This window comes from Sphingomonas gellani (assembly GCF_900110035.1).
Taxonomy (GTDB): domain Bacteria; phylum Pseudomonadota; class Alphaproteobacteria; order Sphingomonadales; family Sphingomonadaceae; genus Sphingomonas; species Sphingomonas gellani.
The window spans coordinates 677,903-701,890 of record NZ_FOCF01000001.1 but is presented as its reverse complement, the minus strand read 5'-3'; the positions used below and the strand labels follow the sequence as shown (position 1 = coordinate 701,890).

Genomic DNA, 23,988 nt, shown 5'->3' with positions numbered 1-23,988 from the left:
GTAGCCCGACAGCCGTCAGCCGGAGTGCGCGTCCGGCTGCATCACCGCCATCACATGCCCGGCGGGATCACGGAAATGGAAGCGCCGACCACCGGGAAAGGTGAAGGTCGGCACCACCACCTGTCCGCCCGCCCCGATCACGCGGTCCAGAACTGCTTCCAGGTCCGCGACCTCGATCACCGGCAACGGGGAATCCATATGCTGCTCGGGATGAGCGTTGAGGCCCAGGTCGACATCGCCCGTCATCGTCGCCGCGTAATCCGGCCCGAAATCGGTGAACTGCCAGTCAAACGCCTCCGTGTAGAAGCGCCTGGCATCGTCCGTGCCCGGCACCGACAGTTCCACATAGTTGATGCGCGCCACGTCGATCTCCCTTCCCGTGTTCTTGATGTGTTCTGGTCGATCATGTAGCACAGGTCAATGGCCAGCAAACGTCCGGTGCGCGGCGCCACGATCAATACGCGCAGCTCGCGCTTCAACCTGCCGGGGACGGAGGAGGACGGCGACTGGCTGGATCAGCGCGACACCGTCGATGGTGAGGCACCGACGCTCCGGACCCATGTCACCGTGGAGCAGCCGCGCACCATCATCAGCCGCAATGCTTCCCCCGACGTGCCGTTCGACCGCTCGATCAATCCGTATCGCGGCTGCGAGCATGGCTGCATCTATTGTTTCGCGCGGCCGACGCATGCGTATCACGACCTGTCGCCCGGCCTCGATTTCGAGAGCAGGCTGTTCGCGAAGCCGACCGCCGCCGACCTGTTGCGACACGAACTGGGCAAGCCGGGTTATGTCTGTCGCCCGATGGCGCTGGGCACGAACACCGATCCCTATCAACCCATCGAGTCCGATTGGCGGATCACGCGCCAGGTGATCGAGGTGCTTGCGGAGACGCGGCACCCGCTGACCATCACGACCAAGTCCGACCGGGTGTGTCGCGACCTGGAGCTGTTGGGTGACATGGCCGCCGCCCAGCTTGCCGCAGTGTGCATGTCGATCACGTCGCTGGAACCCCGGATCGCGATGACGCTGGAACCCAGGGCCCCGGCGCCCGCACGCCGGCTGAAGGCGGTGGAGCGGCTGGCGGCGGCGGGGGTGCCCGTCTACGTCTCGATCGCCCCGATCGTGCCCGCAATCACGGACGGCGAGATGGAGCGCATTCTGGAAAGCGCGGCGGCGGCGGGGGCAAAGGCGGCGTTCTTCATCCCGGTCCGTTTACCTCATGAGGTCGCGCCGCTGTTCCGTGCCTGGCTGGACACGCATTTCCCGGAGCGCGCGGGCAAGGTCATGGCGATCATCCGGTCGCTGCGCGGGGGATCGCGTGACAACGATCCCGACTTCTTCACTCGGATGAAGGGCAGCGGCCCGTGGGCGGAGTTGCTGGCGACGCGGTTCCGGCTGACCTGCCGACGCCTCGGCCTGAATGGGGAGCGCATCGTGCTCCGGACCGACCTGTTCCGCCCGCCCGCCGGTCCGCAGGGTGAGCTGTTTTGACGGATCGACCATGCGGCCTGCTCGTTCTTTGCGGGACACAACCCAGGAAGGACAGATCATGGCTGACCAGAACCACGTCGCCGGCGGCGCGAGCGGCGGACAGGGCGACCAGACCGACCGCCAGAACCAGGACCCGGCCGTGCCGGCGCAGTCGCCAAGCGGCGATCAGGATTCGGGCGCAGGGTACGGCAACAATGCCGGGGTTCAGGGCGAGGAGCTTGCCGACACGGAAGAGGGCGACCGCTAAGCCACGGCTTCAGTAGAGCGGCGCGCGGGGCGGCAAGTCGCCTTCCTGACGCGCTGTTCCACCTTAGCAGCGGTCAACGCCCAGCACGCGCATCGCACGAGCCGTCAGCCGACCAGAGCCAGCCGCACCTCCGACATCGTCAGCCGAGCGCCATCGACGCCATCGAGCTGCTCGAGGCGATCACGAAGTTCCTCATCCAGCAGGAAATCGCGACCCAGCAGCAGCGTGGCACGGCCGCCGGGAACAGGGACGCTCGCGCGAACTTCCCCACGTGCGCCGCGGTGGTGGGACAGGAGCGACGCTAGCGCAGTGAAGCCATGATCGGCGACGATGTCCACCTCCATCACGAAACGTGCCGTCGACGCCAGCCCCTCGAACGGCTGGATACGTTTCACCGACACGCGGGGCACTTCCTCACCCGGGCGGCGATCCAACTCGGCCGTGACCAGCCCGCAGCCGCCTACTCGAGCGGCTTCCTCCAGGTCCTTGGCCACGGCATCGTCGAAACAGGTCGCGATGAACTGACCGGTCGCGTCGGACAGCGTCGCCATCAGGTAACGCCGCCCCCGTGCGGATGTGCGCCAGCGCGCCTCCTCCACCAGAACCGCCAGCGTCGCGCCGGCGCGCGTGCCGTCCTCCGGGATGCGCAGATCGGACAGGCTGACGAAACTGCGCGCGCCGTGCATCTTCGCCAGATGGGCGTGCCGATCGACGGGATGCGCGGAGAAATAGAAGCCGAACGCCTCCTTTTCCTGCTCCATCCGCTCGGCCAGGCTCCATCTGGCCGAACGCGGCAGCTTGATCGCGTCGCCGGCATGGCTTTCCCCGCCGAACAGGCCGCCCTGCCCGCTGGTCTTCTGCTCATGCGTGCGCTGCGCGACCGCCAGGATCGTCTCCGCCGCGGCGCACACCCCGGCGCGGTCGGCATCCAGCGCGTCGAAGGCGCCGGCAGCAGCCAGCGTTTCAACCTGCCGCTTGTTCAGCAGGCGCGGGTCGACGCGGTCCGCAATGTCGTCCAAGCTCTTGAAGGGGCCCCGGCTGTCACGCTCCGCGACCAGCCGCTCCATCGCCCCCTCGCCCACCGACTTCAGCGCGGCCAGCGCGTAGCGGACGGCCAGCCCGGTGGCGCCGTCATCGCGGATATGCGGCTCCACGTCGAACTCGGCCTGGCTGGCGTTGATGCACGGCGGCAGCACAGCCACCGCGCCGCGCCTGGCGTCCTCCACGAAGATCGAGAGCTTTTCGGTCTGTGCCATGTCGAAGCACATCGAGGCGGCGAAGAACTCATGCGGGTGATGCGCCTTCAGCCAGGCGGTCTGATAAGCGAGCAAGGCGTAGGCGGCGGCGTGGCTCTTGTTGAAGCCATAGCCGGCGAACTTGTCGATCAAGTCGAACAGCGCGTTCGCCTCGGCCGCCTTGATGCCGTGGGCGCTGGCGCATCCTTCGACAAAGGTGGCGCGCTGGGCGTCCATCTCCGCCTTGATCTTCTTGCCCATCGCCCGGCGCAACAGGTCGGCGCCGCCCAGTGAATAGCCGGCCAGGATCTGCGCGGCCTGCATCACCTGCTCCTGATAGACGAAGATGCCGTACGTCTCGTTCAGGATCGGCTCCAGCAGGGCATGCGGGTAGACGATCGCCTCCGTCCCCTGCTTTCGCCGGCCGAAGCTGGGGATGTTGTCCATCGGGCCGGGGCGGTAGAGCGACACCAGCGCGATGATGTCGCCGAAATTGGTCGGCCGCACCGCCGACAGTGTGCGGCGCATGCCCTCCGATTCCAGCTGGAACACGCCCACCGTGTCGCCGCGCTGAAGCAGCTCGTACACCGCCGGGTCGTCCCAGGTCAGCGCCGACAGGTCGACATGCACGTCACGCTTGGCGAGCAGGCGCACCGCCTTTTGCAAGACGGACAGCGTCTTCAGGCCGAGAAAGTCGAACTTCACCAATCCGGCGCCCTCGACATATTTCATGTCGAACTGCGTAACCGGCATGTCGGACCGCGGATCGCGGTACAGGGGCACCAGTTCGGACAAGGGGCGGTCGCCGATCACCACACCCGCGGCGTGGGTCGAGGAGTGGCGCGGCAGGCCCTCCAGCTGGATCGCTAGGTCCAGCAGGTGGCGGACCTGATTGTCGTTGGCGTATTCGCGCGCCAGCTCGGGCACGCCGTTCAGCGCCCGCTTCAGGTCCCACGGATCGGTGGGATGGTTGGGCACCAGCTTGGCCAAGCGGTCGACCTGGCCGTAGCTCATCTGCAGAACGCGGCCGGTGTCCTTCAGCACCGCGCGCGCCTTCAGCTTTCCGAAGGTGATGATCTGCGCCACCTGATCGCGGCCGTATTTCTCCTGCACGTAGCGGATGACCTCGCCACGCCGGGTTTCGCAAAAGTCGATGTCGAAGTCTGGCATGGACACGCGTTCCGGGTTCAGGAACCGCTCGAACAGCAATCCCAGCGCCAGCGGGTCCAGATCCGTGATGGTCAGCGCCCAGGCGACGACCGATCCCGCGCCCGATCCGCGCCCCGGACCCACGGGAATGTCGTGCGATTTCGCCCATTGGATGAAGTCGGCGACGATCAGGAAATATCCCGGAAAGCCCATGCCGATGATGACGTCGAGCTCGAAATCCAGCCGTGAGGCATAGGCGGCGCGATCCGGCGTACCGCCCAGTTCCTCGATCCGCGCCAGCCGCTCATCCAGGCCTCGCCGCGCCTCGTCGCGCAGCATCGCCGCCTCACCCTCGCGGTCGCCGGCGAGACTGGGCAGGATCGGCTTGCGGCTGGGCGCCATCACCGCGCAGCGCTGCGCGACCACCAAGGTGTTGGCGATCGCCTCCGGCAGATCGTCGAACATCGCGCGCATCGCGTCGGCGGGCTTCATCCACGCGTCGGGCGAGCTTCTCGGGCGATCCTCGCTGTCGACATAGGTCGAGTTGGCGATGCACAGCATGGCGTCATGCGCCTCGCCGAACGCCCCTTCGGCGAAACAGCAGGGGTTGGTCGCGACCAGCGGCAGCCCGCGGGCATAGGCGAGGTCGATCAACGCCTCCTCCGCCGCCGTCTCCACCTGGTCGCCGCGACGGCAGAGTTCGACATACAGCCGGTCGCCGAACAGCGCCTGCAGGCGATCGGCATAGGCGTATGCGCGATCCGGCTGATCCTCCGCGAACAGCCGGGCCAAGGCACCCTCGCCGCCAGCGGTCAAGGCCAGCAGGCCGTCCGTGCGCCCGTGCAACATCGACACGTCGACATGCGCCGGCTGCTCGATCGGCCGGTCCAGATGCGACAGGCTGACCAGCGCGCAAAGATTGTCGTACCCCTGCTCGTCCTGCGCATAGAGCGCCAGCCAGTCGAGCGGTGGCGTCACGCCGTCGGGCATGTCCGGGCGCGCCACGCACAGCATGGTGCCGATCACCGGCTGCACCCCGTCCTTCTTGGCGGCATCGGAAAAGGCCATGGCGGCATACAGGCCGTTCCGATCGGTGAGCGCCGCCGCCGGAAAGCCAAGCTTCTTCGCCTGCTTGGCGATCGCCTTCGGGTCGATCGCCCCGTCCAGCATGGTGAACGACGAAAAGATGCGGAGCGGCACGAACCCGGAATGCGGCATCCTCACTAGCTAGGCGTGCTGAGCCGATTCGACCAGCATCGCCGTCGCGCGATGCGACCGGCCGTTCGGCGGATCGGCCTAGGTCTTAAAGAAGTGCCTCTATGTCGGGGCGTATCTGTTCCGGGCGGGTCGTTGGGGCGTAGCGGTTCACCGCGCGGCCGTGCCGGTCCACCAGGAATTTGGTGAAGTTCCACTTGATCGCCTTCGATCCCAGCACGCCGGGCGCCTCCGCTTTCAACCGGTCGAACAGCGGGTCGGCATGCGCGCCGTTGACGTCGATCTTCGCGAAGACCGGAAAGTCGACATCGTAGGTCGTGGCGCAGAAGGTCGCGATCTCCGCATCGCTGCCCGGCTCCTGCGCGCCGAACTGGTTGCAGGGAAAGGCCAACACCTCGAACCCGCGTGGGCCGTATTCGCGGTGCAGCGCGCCCAGCCCCTCATATTGCGGTGTGAAGCCGCAGCGGCTGGCCGTATTGACGATCAGCAGCACCTTTCCGCGCCACGTGTCCAGGCTGGCCATGCCACCATCTGCGGCCCGTACGGACATGTCGGTGATCGGGGTCATGGCGTCCCACCTTCCCTTATTGCAGCAGCCCCTCGTGCAGCCGCAGCATGCGATCCATGCGGCTGGCCAGACGCTCGTTATGCGTGGCGATCAACGCGGCCGATCCTTCCTCGCGCACCAGGCGCAGGAACTCGGCCAGGACAATGTCTGCGGTATGCTCGTCCAGATTGCCGGTCGGCTCGTCCGCCAGGATCAGCGGCGGCCGGTTGGCAAGCGCACGGGCCACGGCGACGCGCTGCTGCTCGCCGCCGGACAGCTGGCTCGGTCGATGATGCAGGCGGTGGCCGACGCCCAGCGCTTCCAGCAGTCCCTCCGCGCGGCGGGTGGCGGCGGCCGGCTCGTCACCGTGCACCAGTTGCGGCAGCACGACGTTCTCGACCGCGCTGAAATCGGGCAGCAGGTGATGGAACTGATAGACGAAACCGAGCCGATCGCGGCGCATCGCGGTACGCTGCCCCGCGTCCAGCTGCGCCGCTTCTTCCCCGACAATGCGGATCGAGCCGGAAAAGCCACCCTCCAGCAACCCGACCGCCTGGAGCAGCGTCGACTTGCCGGAGCCGGATGGGCCGAGCAGCGCAACGATCTCACCCGGCGCAATGGTCAGGTCTACGCCGCGCAGGACGTCGATCGTCTGGTCGCCCTGGGTGAAGCTGCGCGCCAGCCCCCGCGTTTCGAGAACCGCTTCATTCATAACGCAGCACCTGGACCGGATCGGTGCTGGCCGCCTTCCACGCCGGGTACAGCGTGGCGAGGAAGGAGAAGAGCAGCGACATCGCGACGATCAGCGTCACCTCAAACGGGTCCGTCTTGGACGGCAACTCGGTCAGGTAGCGGATCGAGGGATCCCACAGGTTCTGACCCGTGACGAACTGGACGAAGTTCACCACCCCCTGCCGATAGAACAGGAACACGAAGCCGAGCAGCAGCCCGGCCAGCGTTCCCAGCACGCCTATACTGGTGCCGACCGTCATGAAGATGCGCATCATCGCGCCGCGCGTCGCCCCCATCGTGCGCAGGATGGCGATGTCCCGCGTCTTTGCCCGCACCAGCATGATGAGCGAGGACGCGATGTTGAACGCCGCCACCAGGATGATGATGCACAGCACGGTGAACATCGCGACGCGCTCCACGGCAAGCGCCTCGAACAGCTGCGCGTTCATGGTGCGCCAGTCGGCGATGATCGCGCGGCCGCCCAGCTTCGGTCCCAGCGGCGCCAGGATCTGCTGCACGCGGTCGGCGTTTGTGGTGTTCACCTCCACCATGCTCACCGTGTCGCCGAGGAGCAGCAGCGTCTGTGCGTCCTCGATCGGCATGATGACATACGCCTTGTCGTAATCGTACACGCCTATCTCGAAGATCGCCGCCACGGTGTAGCTGACATAACGGGGCACCGTACCGAACGGTGTCGCGGGTCCTTGCGGGTTGATGATCGTGATTTCCGACCCGACGTCGGCGCCCAACGCTTCTGCCAGGCGAGACCCGATAGCGATGCGGTTGCTGCCCGGGCTGAGCGCGGACAGGGAGCCGGCGACCACCTTGCCGGTCAGGTTGGCGTTGTCGCGGATGTCCTGCATCCGCATGCCGCGGACCAGGATCGCTTCGCTGCGGCCGTTGAAAGTGGTGAACAGCGGCTGGTCGATCAGCGGCACCGCACTTGTGACGCCCGGGGTGGCGCGGGCGTCGGCCACCACCTGCCGCCAATCGGGCAGGCGTCCGCCGATACCCTGGATGACCGCATGGCCGTTCAGGCCCACGATCTTGTCGAACAGCTCCGCGCGAAAACCGTTCATGACACTCATCACGATGACGAGCGCCGCGACGCCAAGCATCACCGCGCCCAGGCTGAACCCCGCGACAAGGACAATGAAGCGTTCCCCCTTGCCGGGCAGCAGGTAGCGCTTGGCAACCATCCGTTCGTAGCGGGAAAGGATCATGGCCCGCGCTGTACGAAGGGACTGCTTCGCGCGCAAGCACGCCGCCCGCGCGGTGCGGTGTTGCGCGACTGTCACATCCGGGCCGCAATCGTCGCAAGTGGGCCACATGCCGGATGACAAACCGGGCGCAAATCCGTAGCCAGACAATCACTGGCACACAGGCAACGGCCGTGGTTCGGGGACCAGTCGCCAGCTCCGCCGCAAAGGCGTGGAGCGGCGACACACAAAGGGGGCTGACGAGCAATCGTCACGCAGGCGCCCGGATCGGTAACGGTCCGGGCGTTTGCCGTTTCTGAGGAGGCGTCGGGGTGGAAGGGGTCGCCGGACCGGCGCGGGAGCTTCCAGACACCCGCCGGAGGATCGGTCACCCCTTCCTGATACGTGTCATAGCACTGCGATCTGAACAGGGCCTTATCATCGCGGCGGTCGGCGGGTCTTGCCCCCTTGAAGCCGCCAGCGACGTCACCAAATCCTTATCCATACGGCGCCGCAATCGGGCCGTACGCCGGCATCGCGCACGTCGGATGCCGACTGACTTCAATTCGCTCATCGGAGGATTTGATATGCGTCTGGACCTTACCCCTTATCGCCGCTCCACTATCGGCTTCGACCGCTTGTTCGACATGCTCGAAACCAATGCGCGCGGTGCCACGGCCGAGAACTATCCGCCGTTCAACCTGGAGCGTCTGGCGGAGGATCGTTACCGCATCACCCTCGCCGTCGCAGGCTTCTCACGTGAAGAGATAGAGATCACCGCGCAGCAGAACCTGTTGCTGGTTGCGGGCCGCAAGGACGAAAAGTCCCAGGCGAATCAGTCGTTCCTGCACGTCGGCATCGCCAACCGCAGTTTCGAGCGTCGGTTCGAGCTGGCCGACTTCGTCTTCGTCGAGGATGCGCGGCTGAACGATGGTCTCCTGGTCATCGATCTGGTTCGCGAAGTGCCGGAGGCGATGAAGCCGAAGACGATCGCGATCAAAACCGGCGCTCCCCTCACCGCTGTCGATAACGACGCGGTCGATACCGGTGGCGCTCAAGCCGCCTAACCGTTCCGGCGCCTGTTGCTCCCTTTTCCAGGCGCCGGAGGACGTCCGGACCGTCAGGTCCGGGCGTCTTTATGTGTGGGCGATCCACTTTGATTACTGCCGTTAGGCTGCGGCTGCTCGGTTCGCATGAACGGCGGCAGCGCGAGGCTGCACGCCGGGCCTGAACGGACCGTCGCTACCCGAGCCGTGCCAACGCGGCGGTCAGCCGCTCCGCCTCGGCCGCCTTGTCGGCGTGATCGGCACGCGCCTTCTCCACCGCATCCGGCTTGGCACGCTCGACGAAGCTCGGATTGTTCAGGCGACTGGCCAGGCCATCCCGCTCTTTCTCCGTCGCCGCGATGGCCTTGGCCAGCCGGGCACGCTCCGCGCCCAGGTCGATCACACCTTCCAAAGGCAGCACGAACGTCGCCTCATCCACGACGACCTGTGCCGCGCCGCCGGTCACGTCGCCATCGGCCACATCGACGCGCGCCACCCGAGCGATTGCCGGGCGCTGTCGCTCGATCCGCGCCAACGTGCCCTCGCCCGCCCCGCGCAGGTGCATCGGCAGCCGCGCACCCGGTGGCACGTTCAGCTCCGTCCGCGCCGCGCGTACCTCACCCACCAACCGGATCAGCCAGTCGATCTCGGCCTCGGCGGCAGGATCGAGGCTGCGAGCATCCGCCTGTGGCCAATGTGCCACGATCAGGTCGTGGTCGCGGGCCGCCATGGCGTGCCACAGTTCCTCGGTGATGAACGGCATGAAGGGATGCAGCATGACCAGGATCTGGTCGAGGACCCAGCCGGCGACGGCCTTTGTCTCGTCATCGATCTGGCCCTTGATCAACTCGAGGTACCAGTCGCAGAAGCGGCTCCAGACGAATTGATACGCCGCATTGGCCGCGGCGTCGAAGCGATAGTCCGCAAGGGCCAGGTCGACGGACTGGATCGCGCGGACGCACTCCGCCACGATCCACTTGTTGACCGCCAGCGTCGCCTCCGGCGCGTCGAGTGTCGCCGCCCCGCCGATGCCATTCGCCTGGCAGAAGCGCGCGGCGTTCCACAGCTTCGTCGCGAAGTTGCGATACCCCTCGACCCGGCGATCATCCATCTTGATGTCGCGGCCCTGGCTTTCCATGGCCGCCATGAAGAAGCGCAGCGCGTCGGCCCCGTAGCGGTCGATCAGGCCGATCGGATCGACCGTGTTGCCCTTCGACTTTGACATCTTGGCGCCGTCCGCCGCGCGGACAAGGCCGTGCAGATACAGCGTCTTGAAGGGCACATCTTCCATGAACTGCATGCCCTGCATCATCATCCGCGCATCCCAGAAGAACAGGATGTCGAAACCGGAGATCAGCACGTCGTTGGGATAGCGGCCACCCAATGTCGGGTCCGTGTCGTCGGGCCAGCCGAGCGTTGCGAACGGCCACAGCGCGGACGAGAACCAGGTGTCGAGGACGTCGGGGTCGCGGACCAGCACGGTATCTGCGCCGGCCGCCGCCTGCGCCTCTTCCTCTGTCTCTGCAACGAAGATGCGGGTATCCTCGGCGAACCACGCGGGAATGCGGTGCCCCCACCATAGCTGGCGTGACACGCACCAGGGCTGGATGTTGTCCATCCAGTTGAAGAAGGTCTTCTCCCAGCTTTTCGGCACCAGGCGAATGCGGCCGTCGCGCACCGCCTCGATCGCCGGCTTCGCCAGGGTTGCCGCATCGACATACCATTGGTCGGTCAGCCACGGCTCGATCACCACGCCGGAGCGGTCGCCATAGGGACGCTGGATCACGCGTTCCTCGACGCGCTCCAGAACGCCATCGGCCTCCAGCCGCTCGACGATCCGCTGCCGCGCTTGCGACCGGTCCACGCCTAGCAGATCGGCGGGGATCAACCCGTCGGCCGTCTGCACGATTTCAGCCTTGGGGCCGAGCATGTTGAGCATGTCGCGCGCCTCGATACCGGCGCGGCGCCCGACCTCGAAATCGTTGAAGTCGTGGCCGGGCGTGATCTTCACCGCGCCGGAGCCCAGTTCGGGATCGGCATGCTCGTCGGCGACGATGGGGATCAGACGGCCGGTGATCGGCAACCGCACCTGTTTCCCGATCAGCGCGCGATAGCGTTCGTCATCGGGATGAACCGCGACCGCCATGTCGGCCAGCATGGTTTCGGGACGCGTCGTCGCGACGGAGATCGCACCCGAACCATCGGCCAGCGGATAGCGCAGGTGCCAGAAGCCGCCCTTTTCCTCGCGCGTTTCCACCTCGAGATCGCTGATCGCGGTGCCGAGCCCCGGGTCCCAGTTCACCAGCCGCTTGTCGCGGTACAACAGGCCGCGCTTGTGCAGGTCGACGAAGACCTTCAGCACCGCGCGGCTGAAGCCGTCGTCCATGGTGAAGCGCTCGTTCGCCCAATCCATGGAGCAGCCGAGCCGCCGCAACTGACGGGTGATCTGCCCGCCGCTTTCCGCCTTCCACTCCCAGACCTTCGCGACGAAGTCCTCGCGCGACAGGTCGGTCCGCTTCTGCTGTTGCAGCGCCATCTGCCGCTCAACCACCATCTGTGTGGCGATGCCGGCATGGTCGGTGCCGACCACCCACAGCGCGTCCTTGCCCTTCAAACGCGCGTGGCGGGTCAGGATGTCCTGAAGCGTGTTGTCGAGTGCGTGGCCGATATGGAGGTTGCCGGTCACGTTGGGCGGCGGGTTGACGATCGTCCACGGCTCCGCGCCCGCACGCTCCGGCCGGAACAGGCCGTTGCGCTCCCAATGATCGTACCAGCGGGATTCGATGGCGGCGGGGTCGAAGGTCTTGGGAAGCTCGCTCATGCGCGTCCCTTAGCCGGGCGAGTCGGCGGCCGTCACCCCCTGACGCACAGGGCTAGCGGAGTTGCGTGCGTCGGCACCGCGTCTATGCCTTGGACCGGGCTTACCGCATTGGCAGACGCCAACCTCCGTTCAACGACGGACGCCTTAGAATCTCAGCCACGCCCGATCGAGCGCCTCAGGCCTGACCCGTGATCTTTGCAATCTCTCGGGCCACCATCGTCTCCACCATGCCCGGCAAGTGCGTATCCAGCCATTCGCGCAAGACCGGACGGAGCATCTCGCGGACCAGTCCCTCCAGCGTGCCGTCGGTGCCGGGTTCGGGCTTGGTCACCAGCTTGCTGAGAACGTCCAACGAGCCCCGTGTCGCTTCTGCCGCCTGGCGGGACAGGATGGTCTCACCCGCTTCCGCCGGAGACGGGTCCGCAACCGCAGCTTCTGCGGGACGAGGTGGATCCGCGGGACGGGGCGCATCGAGGGGCCTCGTAGGCTCGACGAGACGGGGCGGCTCAGCAGGGCGCAGGGCAGCGGACACGGGGGTGTCCAGCTCCAGCACGCTTGGCTCGACACGCGCCTCTTGCACCGTGTCCTGCGGCGCGGAGGACGCCTGCACCGGGCGTGCGGCACGACGGGGACGTCCAGGCGGATCGCCCTCTTCCGCGATGATCCTTTTGATGGAGGACAGGATTTCCTCCATCGACGGCTCCGCGCTCATTTCCCCCATGCACCGGCCCTCTTTGCCACCGCCCGGCTCACTGACGACGGGACGGCGCATCCGCACCTGTGGTTAACGGGCGGCTCGTGTCAACAGGCGGCTTTTGCAGCAATGGGTCCTTCGGCGTCTCCACAACGGCGTTCTGGACCGGCGTCTGGTCGGTCCGCGTCGCCACCGCGACCGGCTCTCCATCGTCGCTCCAGTCACTCAGCTTGTTGCGCACGCGCTTGTAGTTCGCGGTCGGATCGTACAGCACGCCGCCGTCCAGACCCAGATCGCGCGCCTCCGCCCCACCCATCGCCGCCAGCAGGTTGAAGCCGGCGACATAGGCGTCACGCCGCGCCGTCACCAACGTGACCTGGCTGTTGAGCAGTTCCTGTTCGGCGTTGAGGATGTCCAGGATGGTGCGGGTGCCGACCGAGTTCTCCGCCCGCACGCCTTCCAGGCTGAGCTTGTTGGCGTTCACCGCGACCTCGGAACTGGCGATCACCTCCTGCGACGATCGCCAGATCGCGAACGAGGATCGGGCGGCGGCGATGACCGACCGCTCCGTCTCCGTCACCGCCTCGATCGCCTGCGACCGCAACGCCTCGGCCTGACGCACCTGCGCACCGGGAAGGCCGCCCTGGTAGAAGGGCACGGATAGGCTGAGCCCGGCGGTTGCCGCGACGCCGCTTTGCGACTGGGCGAATGCCGTTCCCGCGCCCAGCGAGCCGAGATAGCTGTTATAGTTGCTGCCGACCGATCCACTCAGACGCGGCAGGCGATAGGATCGCGCCACCTCGACATCATAGCGCGTGGCATCCCGCTGCCGCGCCGCTGCGACCAGTGCCGGATTGTCGCGCAAAGCAGCGGCCACGGCGGTTTCCACCTCGTTCGGCAGCTGCGGCAGAACGGGCGGGTCCTCCAGCTGGCCCGGCGGCGTACCGACGACCCGAATGTAGTTCTCCCGGCTCGCGATCAGCTGAGCCTGCGCGCTTTGCAGCTGCGCCCTGGCGATGGCGAGGCGGGAATCCGACTGTGCGACGTCGGTTCGCGTCAGGTCGCCGACCTGAAAACGATCGCGACTCGCCTGAAGGTTCACCTCCAGCACGCGGACGTTCTGCTGGTTGAGCCCGACGATGGCGGCATCGCGGATCACGTCCATGAACGCGGCCACCACCTCGGCGAACAGATTCGCTTCCGTGTTGCGCAGGCCGGCCTGCCCCGCCGAAACCCGCGTCTCCGCGGCACGGATGGAGTTGCGGACCTGACCGCCCTGGTAGATCGGCACGGACAGGCTGACGCCCCCCGTCAGCTGGCGCGCGGGAGAGGCGAAGCTGTTGCCGGTATTGTAGAAATTCTCGGTATAGCCCGCCTGCCCGCCGGCGGTCGGTCGCCCCCGTGCCTTGGCAAGCGGCACGGTCTCATCGGTCGCCCGCTGGCCCGCGCGCTGGCCGGTCAGGGTCGGGTTCGTTGTATAAGCCTTGAGCAGCGCGTCACGCAGCGTCTCGGCCGAAGCGGGCGCAGCCGCCGTCAAAAGGCTCGCGCCGGCGAGCCACGTTCCGATCCTCACCCCCGCCCCCTGCCTGTTTTTAGAACTGAAAGCCGCGCGGTCCTTCGAACCCCGGCAACACGACGCATTCCGCGTCTAGAAACGGTTGCAAGCCGTAGCCGCCGGCACTGACCCGGCCAGCCGCAAGACGGGTGACACCGCGATCGACCAAACCGGCGACGATGCGCGCATCCGGATGAAGCTGTTCGACGAGTTCGACCGGCAGGCGCTCCACCGCGCCGTCGATCACCAGCACGTCGAACGGCGCACCACCCGGCGCACCGGCGGCGAGTGGCCCCTCGACCATCGTGACGTTCGGAACATCGGCCAGCGCGCCGCGTGCGAACTCCGCAAGCGCGGGCTGCTCCTCGACGGCAACGACCTCGGCAACCAGTTCGGCCAACAACGCCGCGGCATAGCCACCGGCCGCGCCGATCAGGAGTACGCGATCACTCGACCTGAGTTCCGCTTGCGTCAGCAGCCGCGCAGTCGCGAGGGGCGGATTGACGGCACGGCCGCCGCCCAGCGGAATGGCGGTGTCGCGATAGGCGAGCGCCGAAGATGCGTTCGGCAGGAACCGCTCCCGCGCGACCTCCGCCATCGCGGTGACCACGCGCCGGTCGTCGACTGCGTTGGTCCTCAGCTGGCTGGACACCATTGCCTGGCGCATCGCCTGGCCATCCGTTCCGATCGTCGCGGTCGTCATCATTTCCATCCTGTCGCACAGCTGTCTTACCTGTGCAATACACATCTTTACGCAGCCGCTTCTATCGCGCACGTCCTGCAAGGCCAAGTAGCGCCATCGCGCACTCTGGCGACCGTTCCGGTTGACCGGATCGAGAAACCACGCAATAGGCGCGCCTCTCACCGCATCGAGGCCCGATGGCGGAGTGGTTACGCAGAGGACTGCAAATCCTTGCACGCCGGTTCGATTCCGGCTCGGGCCTCCAGCGGTGGCGAGCGTCGGCCATGGTGATGGCCGATCCCCCTTCGCAATGCCGCGGCATCCACTATATACCGCCATCGTAACAGATGGAGGCTCCTTGATGTCCGCTCGCTTTTTAGCCGTCCCCGCGCTCGCAATCGCGCTGTCCGGCTGTGGCATCAACAGCGTTCCGACCTCCGAGGAAACGGCAAAGGCGCGCTGGGCCGACGTGCAGAACGAGTATCAGCGTCGCGCCGACCTGATCCCCAATCTAGTCGCGACGGTGAAGGGCTATGCCAAGCAGGAATCGGACGTGCTGATCGGCGTGACCCAGGCGCGGGCCGGCGCGACGCGGGTGCAATTGTCCGGCGACGACCTGACCGATCCCGCAAAGGTCCGGCAGTTCGAGCAGGCGCAGAACGCGGTCACCCTGTCGTTGCAGAGGCTGCAGGAGGCGTATCCGGACCTGAAGTCCAATGCCAATTTCCTGTCGCTGCAATCGCAGCTGGAGGGGACGGAGAACCGCATCACCATCGCGCGGCGCGACTACAACGCCGCGGTGCAGTCGTACAACACGCGCATCCGCACCTTCCCCGACGCGGTCGGCGCGCGCATCTTCTACGGCGCAAAGCCGCTCGTCCCGTTCACGGCGACCACGGCCGGGGCGGAGACGGCGCCGACGGTGAACTTCGGCAACGCGAGCTGACGGCACCGCCATGCGCGGCCTTTCCGCGATGCTGCGGCCACTTGCCGCGCTGCTGATGGTCGTGCTGGCGCAAACCGCGTCGGCACAGACCTTCCCCAAGTTCACCGGGTTGGTGGTGGATGCCGCCAACGTCATCCCCGACGCCGAGGAGAAGCAGCTGTCGGCGACGCTGGAGGCGTTGCAGCGCGACACACACCGACAACTGGTGGTCGCGACGATCCCCGACCTTCAGGGTTACCCGCTGGAAGATTACGGGTACCGCCTCGGCCGCGCATGGGGCGTCGGGCTGAAGGACGCGAACAACGGCGCCATCCTGTTCATCGCGCCCAACGAGCCGGCGGGCCATCGCGGCCCGCGTCTCGAGGTCGGATACGGGCTGGAGCCGGTGCTGACCGATGCGCTGTCCAGCGTCATCATCAACACGACCATGATGCCGCGCCTACGCAACGGCGACGTGCCAGGAGCAATGGTGGCCGGAACGGACGCCATCGTGCAACAGCTGCGCGCATCGCCGGATGAGGCAAAGGCGCGAACGGACGCGGCCGTGGCGGAGTTCGACCGCACGCATAAGCGGTCCCGCTCGAGCGGCAGCGGTGTGCCGGTGGCGGCGATATTCTGGATTATCGTGATCGCATTCGTCGTGTTGCCGCTGTTCCGACGTCGGCGTCGCGCGTCCCCCTGGGGCCAGCGCTACGGCAATGATGGCGGCGTGTTGCCGGTCGTGCTGTGGTCGCTGGCGGACCATATGACCCGTTCCGGCGGTGGTGGCGGCGGCTGGGGTGGTTCCGGCGGAAGCGATGACGGAGGCGGCGGCTGGGGCGGCGGTGGGTTCACCGGCGGCGGCGGCGGATCGTTCGGCGGCGGTGGCGCATCGGGGGGATGGTGATGCGATTGACCGCAGCCACACATGAACGCGTCACGCAGGCCGTGGCGGCGGCCGAGTCGCGCACCGATGGGGAGATCGTGACGGTGGTCGCCGCACGATCCGATACCTACCGCGATGTCGGTGCACATTGGGCCGCGCTGGCGATGCTGTCCGCTCCGGCCATCCTGGCGATCCGCCCCGGTCTGGCCGAGTCGCTGCATTCCATATTCGCGCGGAATTGGGACGAAGCCGCGACGCCGGCCAGCCTGTTCACGATCGCGCTGCTGCTGAGTGCCGCGCTGTTCCTGCTGGCATGGCTGGCAATGCGCTCCACACCGCTGAGGCTCGCGTTGACGCCGCCATCGACCAAGGCGCGCCGGGTGCATCGCCGCGCGATCGACGTGTTTCGTGCCAGCGTCGACAAGCGAACGCGCGCAGCGACTGCCGTGCTGCTTTATCTGTCCCTGGACGAGCGACGGGCCGAGATCATCGCGGAAGAGGCCATCCACACCCGTGTCGGACAGGAGGTCTGGGGTGAGGCCATGCGTGTGCTGCTGGAGGCGGTTCGGGACGACCGCGTGGACGACGGACTGGCCGCCGCGATCGAGCGGATCGGCGCCATCCTGGCCGAGCATTTTCCGCGCAGCGCCGACGACAGCAACGAGTTGCCCGATCGCCTGATCGAACTCTAACCGCTTTCGATCGGCCCAGACTTTCGCAATGTTTTCTAAAGGCTTTGGCGGCTAGACGGGCTGCGGCCGTCGCCACTTGTCCTGTTCGGCGACGGCCACCCCAACCATCAGGCCAATAGCGGTCGCAGCGCGGCAACCAGGGGTACGTCCGCCGGCGGCATCGGCAGCGCGCACAGGTCGGCGTAATTGGCCCAGCACAAGGCGGACGCCTCAAGCGCGTGCGCCTCACCGGCCCATTCGGTTGCGACGTATAGAAGCAGCAGGAGCGGCCGGTCACCTGCGGTGCCGGTAACGAAGCTGTGGGGCGCCAGCGCCTCGGACCCGAGCGCGATGCCAAGCTCCTCGGACAGTTCACGCACCAACGCTGCTTCGCACGTCTCCCCCGCTTCCACCTTGCCGCCTGGAAACTCCCACAGGCCCGCCAGCGCCTTTCCTGCCGGTCGCTCCTGTACCAGCACGCGGTCGTCGCGGATCAGGGCGGCCGCCACCACGATCAACGGGCCGTCCTGCGCGCCGTGCACCATTGCTTTACTCCCCTTCACCTATTCCGACGCCATGGCACCCCGTTCGCCCCGCCCGCAATCGCGACTTCGCATGCCGCGACGGCTCGCGTCCGACCGGCGTGGCGCGACCGCGGTCGAATATGCGCTGATCCTGGCGCTCATCGTCCTGGTCGTGATCGCGGCGCTGAAGCAGGTCGCGGGCAACACGACCGTGATGTGGAACAACGTCAGCGACCAGTTCATCCACGCCAGCGGTCGGCCTTAAGCCTTTCTCAACCCGCCAGGCTTATCGCGGATGTGCTGTCCGGGACGGAAAACCTGGGCGAGCCGGGTGACTGAAGCTTTAGAATCATGGAGACCGGAATGCAGACGATCCGCAAGTTCATCAAGAATTCCAAGGGTGCGACCGCCATCGAGTACGGCCTGATCGCCGCGCTGATCGCCGTTGCCGCCATCGCCGCCATGAAGGGCATCGGCACCCAGCTGTCGAGCACCTTCAACAACGTTGCGTCGAACATCAAGACCGGTTCGTAAGAACCCGTTTCGACAAGCGGACTGTAAAGGGGGCGGTGGACCATGTGTCCGCCGCCCCTTTTCATACACCCTTTCTGAACGCCCGGATGGTTCGTCGATCCTAGATCCGGCCCATCGCCAGGAACTTGCGCCGGCGATCCTGGCGCAGGACATCGGGGGCAGTGCCGCCCAGTTCGGTCAATGCCGCTTCGATGGCGTCGGCCAGCGCGCCGATCGCTGCCTGTGGCGCCCGATGCGCGCCGCCCAGAGGCTCCGGCACGATGGTGTCGATCACGCCGAAATTCTTCAGATCCTGCGCCGTGATCCGCATCGCGTCGGCCGCGTCGGCAGCCTTGTCGGCGGTACGCCACAGGATCGAGGCCGCGCCCTCTGGCGAGATGACCGAATATACCGCGTGCTCGAACATCAGAACGCGATTGCCCGCGGCCAGCGCGACCGCGCCGCCCGATCCGCCCTCGCCGACGATCGCGGCGACCACGGGGACACCGGCGGCAAGACACGCCTCCGTCGAGCGGGCGATCGCCTCGGCCTGCCCGCGTTCCTCGGCCTGGATCCCGGGGAACGCGCCCGAGGTGTCGACCAGCGTCACGACCGGCAGACCGAACCGGTCGGCCAGCTCGACCAGCCGGATCGCCTTGCGATACCCTTCCGGCTTGCCCATGCCGAAATTGTGGCGCAGCCGGCTTGCGGTGTCCGCGCCCTTTTCGTGGCCGATCACCATGATCCGCCGTCCGCGGAATGTCGCGAAGCCGCCGAGGATCGCCTGATCGTCGGCAAAGGCGCGATCGCCGGCTAGCGGCATGAAGTCGTCGAACAGTCCGGCGACATAATCCTTGAAATGCGGCCGTTCGGGGTGGCGTGCGACCTGCGTCTTCTGCCACGGCGTCAGCTTGGCAAAGGTGTCGCGCAGCAGCTTGTCCGACTTGGCCTGCAACCGGGCGACGTCGGCGGTGATGTCCACCGTGTCGCCGGCCGTTTCGCGCAGTTCGTCGATGCGGCCCTGCAACTCGGCGATGGGTTTCTCGAAATCCAGAAAGCTTGGCATCGCGCGGGGCTAGGGCCGGCGGCGGTGAAGGTCAACGCGTGCGGCGATCAACGGCGGGAACACGGTCGCTGTCGGCGAGCGGATGGCGGCTGTTCACCAGCTCCACCAGGCGCGACGCATCGACATGGGTGTAGATTTCGGTGGTCGCGATGTCGGCATGGCCCAGCATCGACTGCAAAGCGCGTAGGTCCGCCCCGCCCTCCAGCAGATGGGTGGCAAACGCGTGGCGCAGCACGTGCGGGCTGACGCGATCGGGCGGTATGCCCGCCTCCGCCGCCAGCGACTTCAGGATCTGGTAGAGGCGGATCCGGGTCAGGTGCTTCTGCCCGGATGGGAAAAGCCATGCTGCATCGACGGGCACATGCATGCGCCATGCGGCGACCGCGGCACGCGCCCGGTCCGAGATGGGGACCATACGCTCCCGCCCGCCCTTCCCGCGCAGGATCAGGAACGGCTTGTCCGGCGCGATGGCGATCCGCGGCAGCGACACCAGTTCGGTGGCGCGCAGGCCCGACCCGTAAAGCAGCTCCACCAGCGCGGCGAGTCGCAGGTCGGCAGGGCTGGGATGCTCGCAGTGCAGCCGCTCGGCGATCGCGGCGAAAAGCCGGTCAACATCGGCGTGACCCAGCACCTTGGGCAAGGGACGCGCGGTCCCCGGCCGGGGCAGCGCCTTGCCCGGATCATCGGGTCTGTGCCCTTCATCTGCCAGGAAGGCGAAGAAGCGGCGCAGGGCCGCCGACTTGCGCGCGACGGTCGCGCGGGAAAGGTCGCGCCATTCGTGCGCGATACGGTGCAGCCCGTCCGCGTCCGCGTCGGCGAGCCCATCCTCCAGCACCGCCGACGCCAGCGTGAGGTCGCTGCGATAGGCGGCCAGCGTGTTGGGAGCGGCGCCCGCCTCCGCCGCCATCATCTCAAGAAAACGATCGATCAGGGCACGATCGCCGGCCGCCACGCCGCTCACGCCCGCGCGAGGGCCTCTGCCGCGATCATCCGGGCCTCCCCGCCAAGCCCGACCGAGCGCAGCGCGCCGACGATCCGGTACAGCATTTCCGGCGGGACGCCCTTCCACGACCCGGTCTGCATGCCGAGTGCCGCCAGCACCACGACCGTGCCGGGCTGGCCAGCCATCGCCGCGCGGTCCAAGGCGCGCGTCCAGGCGTTCTCCGCACCGATGCGCACGTCCAGCGCCTCCGCCGCCCGCTCGACATCCGCCGGGGCCAGTCGGCCGAGACCAGCCAGTCCGGCGAAGAGCAGGCGCTGCTTTAACGCGGCGTCGCCCTGCCCCGTGTAACCGGCCAGATCGCGATAGGTCAGCCGGCGGGACAGGTCCGGGTCGGACAGCTGCAACATCGCCCATCCGTCGCCGCCCGCCTCCACCGCTCCGCGCCAGCGTGCAGCGGTGCGGTCCATCCCGACGGACAGCATCGATGCGATCAGCCGATCGGCATCCGCGCTGCCCGCCTGGATCGGCGCGCGCGCCGCCGCATGCGCGGTCAGCACCAGCCGGGCATAGGGTACCCGACCCGTCTGCGTACCCCAAAGCTGGCGCAGCGCCGACAGCCGGGCGGACGCGCGGTCGCCGGTAAAGGCGGTGCGAAGGTCGGCGGCGACCGCTGCGGCGGCGGACGGCGCGTCGTCGGCCTGATCGACGGCGCCGTACAGATCCACCAGCGCGGCGTTCGAAAGCACGCCCTGCGCCGCCGCTCCCTCCGCTGCGGACAACCTGTCGGCAGGCGCCACGGCGGGCGACAGCGCGCGCCAGTACAGCGCCTGCGTACCCACGCTCGCCATCATGTCGTCGGGGATCGCCACGCCCATCGCGGTCGAAAGGCCGAAGCGCCAGGCCGTCAGCCGGTCCACGCCCGCCCACTCGATGGTCATCATCTGCCGGCCGCCGGGGCCGGCGCCGATCACCTTTTGCGTCAGTTGCAGGTCGATGCCGGTCGCCACTCGCCGCTTGCGGGCCTGCGCCAGCAGGCTGCGCGCGTCCGCCGCCTGCCCGGTGAGCGCGGCGCACATGGCGCCCGCCAGGGTCCAGCTGCGTGCCGGCGACAGGACGACCGCACGCGGCTGTAACGGGCACAGTCCGGCGGGATCGCCTGTGGCCAGCATCGCGTTCATCGCGACATCGTACAATTTTGGGGTGTAGTTCGCCGTGTCGACGTTCTGTACCAACGCGCGCGCCGCCACCGATTCGCCCATGCGCAGCAACAGCCATGCACGCTCTGCCGCGAAATCGGCGCCGTTGACCCGCTTGGGCGTCTCCACGGTCGACAACAGGGTCCGGCGGAGCAGGATCGACATCCAGCGCGACGGCAGCGGGGCGGCCAGGCGCCGCATCAGTTGTTCCAAATAGCGCCCATCCGCGCCGGCAAAGGCGTCCGACGGCAACCCGCCCTCTGCCGCACCCGTGGGCCCGACCATGGCCAGCGAACGCCGGGCGGCAGCCGGCATCTCATACTCGGCCAGCGTCTGTGGGTCGATCGTCGGCGCAGGGGTCTCCGCGTCCTGCTCGTTCGACGTTACCGGGTATTCGGGCGGCAGTGGCTGCACGACCGCCGTGCTCGGCGACGGGGCGGCCGGCACGACCGGCGCCGCCCCCGGCGCGGAGGGCGCGCTGGGCACGGGGGTGCCGGGCGTCGGCGAGGGTCGTGGCGCAGGACGCGTGGCCGGCGGCGGGCTTGGCTCCCCAAAACCGGGCGGCAGGATCGATTCCGGGCGTTCCTGACCGATTCCGATCGCCGGCAGCGCCACCGCGCCCAGGGCCAGCGCCGCGACCGCGGCGTGGCGCTTAGGACAGATTGCCAAGCGAAACCGCCTTCTCGACCTGCGTCTGGGGTACTTCGTGCGCGCGGCTACCGAGCAGGACCAGGGCACCCACGACCACCACCAAAAGGACAATGACGCTGATGAGGAGGCGGGACATGGGACAGGAAACCTTGAACTCGGGGACACAGCGGCATCCCGGACGGTTGCCGGGCCCGCCCCGCCTAGTATAGCGCCCGACCCATGTTGCAAAGCCGGAACCCAGCACAGCCCTGGACGGGCCAGCCGATCGTGCTGATCGGGCTGATGGGCGTCGGCAAGTCCACGGTGGGCCGCCGACTCGCCGCCCGCCTGCGCCTGCCCTTCGTCGATGCGGATGTGGAGATTGAGGGCGCGGCCGGAATGACCATCGCGGAAATCTTCGATCGGTTTGGCGAGCCGTATTTCCGCGACGGCGAGCGACGGGTCATCGCCCGCCTGGTCGACGGCACGCCAAAGGTGATTGCGACCGGCGGCGGCGCCTTCCTTCAGGACGAGACGCGGCAGCTGATCCTGGAGCAATCCATCGCCGTCTGGCTGGACGCGCCCCCGGCCGTGTTGGCCGAACGCGTCAGTCGCCGTGACACGCGCCCCCTGCTGCGCGGGCGCAATCCGTTGCAGGTTCTGACGGAGCTCGCCCGCGTCAGGAACCCGATCTACGCGCTTGCGCCCTATCGGGTGGCAAGCCAGAAGGCCCCGCACGAGGCCACGGTCTCCAGGATCATGGAGGCGATCGGCGCATGAAGACGGTGAACGTGGCGCTGGGCGACCGGACCTATCCCATCCTGATCCAGGGCGGGTTGTTGCGGCGCGCGGCGGATCATCTCGGCCCGCTGGCCGCGGGGCGCCGGCTGGTGATCGTCACCGACGAGAATGTCCGGCATCACCTCGACGCGCTGCGCGAAGGGTTATCCGGCGCGGGGATGTCCAGTGAAGCGATCGTCCTTCCGCCGGGTGAGGGCAGCAAGAGCTGGGCCGTGCTGGCGGACCTGTGCGACCAGCTGCTGACGCTGGGGGTCGAGCGGCAGGATCATGTGATCGCGCTGGGCGGCGGCGTGATCGGCGATCTTGTCGGCTTTGCCGCCGCCATCCTGAAACGCGGATGCCGGTTCGTGCAGATTCCCACCACGCTGCTGGCACAGGTCGACAGCTCCGTAGGCGGCAAGACAGCCATCAACACGCCCGCTGGCAAGAACATGATCGGTGCCTTTCACCAGCCAGCGCTGGTGCTGATCGATCCGGACGTCCTGGACACCTTGCCCGCCCGTCAGGTCCGCGCCGGCTATGCCGAGGTCGTGAAATACGGGCTGATCGACGATTTCGCGTTCTTCGAATGGTGCGAGCACAACGCCGCGGGGCTGATCGCCGGCGACGCGGAGGCGCGCAACCACGCCATCACCCATGCGGTCGCCAGCAAGGCGCGGATCGTCGCCGCCGACGAGCATGAAACCAACGGCACCCGCGCACTGCTCAACCTGGGCCACACCTTCGGCCATGCGCTGGAGGCGGAGGCCGGGTTTTCCGATCGGTTGCTGCATGGTGAGGCGGTGGCGGCGGGATGCGCGCTCGCCTTTGCCTATTCGGCCCGGCACGGCCTCTGTTCGGGACAGGATGCACGTCGGGTCGCGGCGCATCTGGCGGCGGTCGGTCTACCGGACGGCGTGGCCGCCACGGGTATCACGGCCAGCGGTGCCCAGCTGGTCGATCTGATGCGGTATGACAAGAAGGCGAGCGGCGGTGTTTTGCCCTTCCTGCTGGCGAAGGGGATCGGCCAGACCTTCCTGGATCGCACCGTCGATCTTGCCGACGTGGAGGCGTTCCTGGACGAACAGCCGCTCTGATGCCCAACGGCGTCGACAAGCGCGACCTGCCGACCAAGACCTGCCTTGCATGCGGACGCCCGTTCGCCTGGCGCAAGAAATGGGCGAGGGACTGGGACAACGTCGTCTACTGCTCCGACGCGTGTCGGAACAAGCGTTGAG

The 23,988-nt window shown here is 67.5% G+C and carries 25 protein-coding genes and 1 tRNA gene; 12 read left to right on the top strand and 14 right to left on the bottom strand.

The features are described 5' to 3' along the window. Window positions 1–15: 15 nt before the first annotated feature. The gene (locus BMX37_RS03640) at window positions 16–363 is read right to left on the bottom strand and encodes a VOC family protein (protein WP_093664281.1); all 348 of its coding nucleotides are present in this window, start codon (window positions 361–363) and stop codon (window positions 16–18) included. A gap of 57 nt (window positions 364–420) precedes the next feature. On the opposite strand from BMX37_RS03640, the gene BMX37_RS03635 reads away from it, so the two are divergent. Next, a complete protein-coding gene (locus BMX37_RS03635) occupies window positions 421–1,494 on the top strand; it encodes a PA0069 family radical SAM protein (RefSeq protein ID WP_093664053.1) in 1,074 nt (357 codons plus the stop codon). A gap of 58 nt (window positions 1,495–1,552) precedes the next feature. Further along, window positions 1,553–1,741 carry a hypothetical protein gene (locus BMX37_RS03630; RefSeq protein ID WP_093664052.1) on the top strand — a complete coding sequence of 63 codons (189 nt, stop codon included), beginning with the start codon at window positions 1,553–1,555 and terminating at the stop codon, window positions 1,739–1,741. 104 nt (window positions 1,742–1,845) lie between these two features. On the opposite strand, the gene dnaE is transcribed toward BMX37_RS03630, so the two are convergent. From dnaE to BMX37_RS03610, 4 genes are all read right to left on the bottom strand, one after another. Beyond that, a complete protein-coding gene (gene dnaE / locus BMX37_RS03625; protein WP_093664051.1) occupies window positions 1,846–5,343 on the bottom strand; it encodes a DNA polymerase III subunit alpha in 3,498 nt (1,165 codons plus the stop codon). Window positions 5,344–5,428: 85 nt separating this feature from the next. Further along, a complete protein-coding gene (locus BMX37_RS03620; protein WP_093664050.1) occupies window positions 5,429–5,908 on the bottom strand; it encodes a glutathione peroxidase in 480 nt (159 codons plus the stop codon). Between the two features lie 16 nt (window positions 5,909–5,924). After that, the gene (locus BMX37_RS03615) at window positions 5,925–6,599 is read right to left on the bottom strand and encodes an ABC transporter ATP-binding protein (protein ID WP_093664049.1); all 675 of its coding nucleotides are present in this window, start codon (window positions 6,597–6,599) and stop codon (window positions 5,925–5,927) included. Further along, window positions 6,592–7,842: a lipoprotein-releasing ABC transporter permease subunit gene (locus tag BMX37_RS03610; protein WP_093664048.1), complete on the bottom strand. Its 1,251-nt coding sequence runs from the start codon at window positions 7,840–7,842 to the stop codon at window positions 6,592–6,594. The genes BMX37_RS03615 and BMX37_RS03610 overlap by 8 nt, the downstream gene beginning before the upstream one ends. Window positions 7,843–8,405: 563 nt before the next feature. Between BMX37_RS03610 and BMX37_RS03605 the strand changes: the two genes are divergently transcribed. Then, window positions 8,406–8,885 (top strand): Hsp20 family protein, encoded by a 480-nt coding sequence (locus BMX37_RS03605; RefSeq protein ID WP_093664280.1) that lies wholly within the window; start codon window positions 8,406–8,408, stop codon window positions 8,883–8,885. Between the two features lie 175 nt (window positions 8,886–9,060). Here the strand turns inward: BMX37_RS03605 and BMX37_RS03600 are convergent, their stop codons facing one another. The 4 genes from BMX37_RS03600 to BMX37_RS03585 form a co-directional block, all read right to left on the bottom strand. After that, window positions 9,061–11,685, bottom strand: a complete 2,625-nt coding sequence (locus tag BMX37_RS03600; protein WP_093664047.1) for a valine--tRNA ligase — start codon at window positions 11,683–11,685, stop codon at window positions 9,061–9,063. A 175-nt stretch (window positions 11,686–11,860) separates the two neighbouring features. Beyond that, window positions 11,861–12,406, bottom strand: a complete 546-nt coding sequence (locus BMX37_RS03595; RefSeq protein ID WP_093664279.1) for a DUF2497 domain-containing protein — start codon at window positions 12,404–12,406, stop codon at window positions 11,861–11,863. Window positions 12,407–12,434: 28 nt separating this feature from the next. After that, window positions 12,435–13,952 carry a TolC family outer membrane protein gene (locus tag BMX37_RS03590; RefSeq protein ID WP_093664046.1) on the bottom strand — a complete coding sequence of 506 codons (1,518 nt, stop codon included), beginning with the start codon at window positions 13,950–13,952 and terminating at the stop codon, window positions 12,435–12,437. 19 nt (window positions 13,953–13,971) lie between these two features. Continuing rightward, window positions 13,972–14,637 (bottom strand): protein-L-isoaspartate O-methyltransferase family protein, encoded by a 666-nt coding sequence (locus BMX37_RS03585; RefSeq protein WP_244501361.1) that lies wholly within the window; start codon window positions 14,635–14,637, stop codon window positions 13,972–13,974. A 170-nt stretch (window positions 14,638–14,807) separates the two neighbouring features. On the opposite strand from BMX37_RS03585, the gene BMX37_RS03580 reads away from it, so the two are divergent. The 4 genes from BMX37_RS03580 (at window position 14,808) to BMX37_RS03565 (ending at window position 17,119) form a co-directional block, all read left to right on the top strand. Then, a tRNA-Cys gene (locus tag BMX37_RS03580) sits at window positions 14,808–14,881 on the top strand. Between the two features lie 96 nt (window positions 14,882–14,977). Beyond that, the gene (locus tag BMX37_RS03575; RefSeq protein ID WP_093664045.1) at window positions 14,978–15,562 is read left to right on the top strand and encodes a LemA family protein; all 585 of its coding nucleotides are present in this window, start codon (window positions 14,978–14,980) and stop codon (window positions 15,560–15,562) included. Window positions 15,563–15,572: 10 nt separating this feature from the next. Beyond that, a complete protein-coding gene (locus tag BMX37_RS03570; RefSeq protein ID WP_093664044.1) occupies window positions 15,573–16,448 on the top strand; it encodes a TPM domain-containing protein in 876 nt (291 codons plus the stop codon). Continuing rightward, the gene (locus BMX37_RS03565; RefSeq protein ID WP_093664277.1) at window positions 16,448–17,119 is read left to right on the top strand and encodes a TPM domain-containing protein; all 672 of its coding nucleotides are present in this window, start codon (window positions 16,448–16,450) and stop codon (window positions 17,117–17,119) included. The genes BMX37_RS03570 and BMX37_RS03565 overlap by 1 nt, the downstream gene beginning before the upstream one ends. 107 nt (window positions 17,120–17,226) lie before the next feature. Here BMX37_RS03565 and BMX37_RS03560 read toward each other — a convergent pair whose 3' ends face one another. Continuing rightward, entirely contained in the window at window positions 17,227–17,643 is a 417-nt protein-coding gene (locus tag BMX37_RS03560; RefSeq protein WP_093664043.1) for a (deoxy)nucleoside triphosphate pyrophosphohydrolase, read from the bottom strand. 70 nt (window positions 17,644–17,713) lie between these two features. Here BMX37_RS03560 and BMX37_RS03555 point away from each other — a divergent pair, with 70 nt between their 5' ends. Together BMX37_RS03555 and BMX37_RS03550 are read left to right on the top strand one after the other, a co-directional pair. Further along, window positions 17,714–17,887 (top strand): Flp family type IVb pilin, encoded by a 174-nt coding sequence (locus BMX37_RS03555; RefSeq protein ID WP_244501360.1) that lies wholly within the window; start codon window positions 17,714–17,716, stop codon window positions 17,885–17,887. A gap of 98 nt (window positions 17,888–17,985) precedes the next feature. Then, on the top strand, window positions 17,986–18,156 hold the full coding sequence (locus tag BMX37_RS03550) for a Flp family type IVb pilin (protein ID WP_093664276.1): 171 nt from the start codon (window positions 17,986–17,988) through the stop codon (window positions 18,154–18,156). Between the two features lie 100 nt (window positions 18,157–18,256). On the opposite strand, the gene BMX37_RS03545 is transcribed toward BMX37_RS03550, so the two are convergent. From BMX37_RS03545 to BMX37_RS19280, 4 genes are read right to left on the bottom strand one after another with little or no spacing between them, the layout of a single operon-like run. Further along, a complete protein-coding gene (locus BMX37_RS03545) occupies window positions 18,257–19,201 on the bottom strand; it encodes an acetyl-CoA carboxylase carboxyltransferase subunit alpha (protein ID WP_093664041.1) in 945 nt (314 codons plus the stop codon). Window positions 19,202–19,232: 31 nt separating this feature from the next. Continuing rightward, on the bottom strand, window positions 19,233–20,162 hold the full coding sequence (locus BMX37_RS03540) for a tyrosine-type recombinase/integrase (RefSeq protein WP_093664040.1): 930 nt from the start codon (window positions 20,160–20,162) through the stop codon (window positions 19,233–19,235). After that, window positions 20,159–22,009, bottom strand: a complete 1,851-nt coding sequence (locus tag BMX37_RS18970) for a hypothetical protein (protein ID WP_244501359.1) — start codon at window positions 22,007–22,009, stop codon at window positions 20,159–20,161. Before BMX37_RS18970 ends, BMX37_RS03540 begins: the two co-directional genes overlap by 4 nt. Continuing rightward, window positions 21,993–22,127, bottom strand: coding sequence for a hypothetical protein (locus tag BMX37_RS19280; protein WP_280139211.1), 135 nt, complete (start codon window positions 22,125–22,127; stop codon window positions 21,993–21,995). Before BMX37_RS19280 ends, BMX37_RS18970 begins: the two co-directional genes overlap by 17 nt. 83 nt (window positions 22,128–22,210) lie before the next feature. On the opposite strand from BMX37_RS19280, the gene BMX37_RS03530 reads away from it, so the two are divergent. Genes BMX37_RS03530 through BMX37_RS03520 form a run of 3 tightly spaced genes read left to right on the top strand, consistent with a single transcriptional unit; the run spans window position 22,211 to window position 23,987 of the window. Then, a complete protein-coding gene (locus BMX37_RS03530) occupies window positions 22,211–22,750 on the top strand; it encodes a shikimate kinase (protein ID WP_093664039.1) in 540 nt (179 codons plus the stop codon). Beyond that, complete coding sequence (gene aroB / locus BMX37_RS03525; RefSeq protein ID WP_093664038.1) at window positions 22,747–23,847, top strand: 3-dehydroquinate synthase; 1,101 nt, start codon at window positions 22,747–22,749, stop codon at window positions 23,845–23,847. Before BMX37_RS03530 ends, aroB begins: the two co-directional genes overlap by 4 nt. Continuing rightward, a complete protein-coding gene (locus tag BMX37_RS03520) occupies window positions 23,847–23,987 on the top strand; it encodes a DUF2256 domain-containing protein (protein WP_093664037.1) in 141 nt (46 codons plus the stop codon). Before aroB ends, BMX37_RS03520 begins: the two co-directional genes overlap by 1 nt. Window position 23,988: the final 1 nt, after the last annotated feature.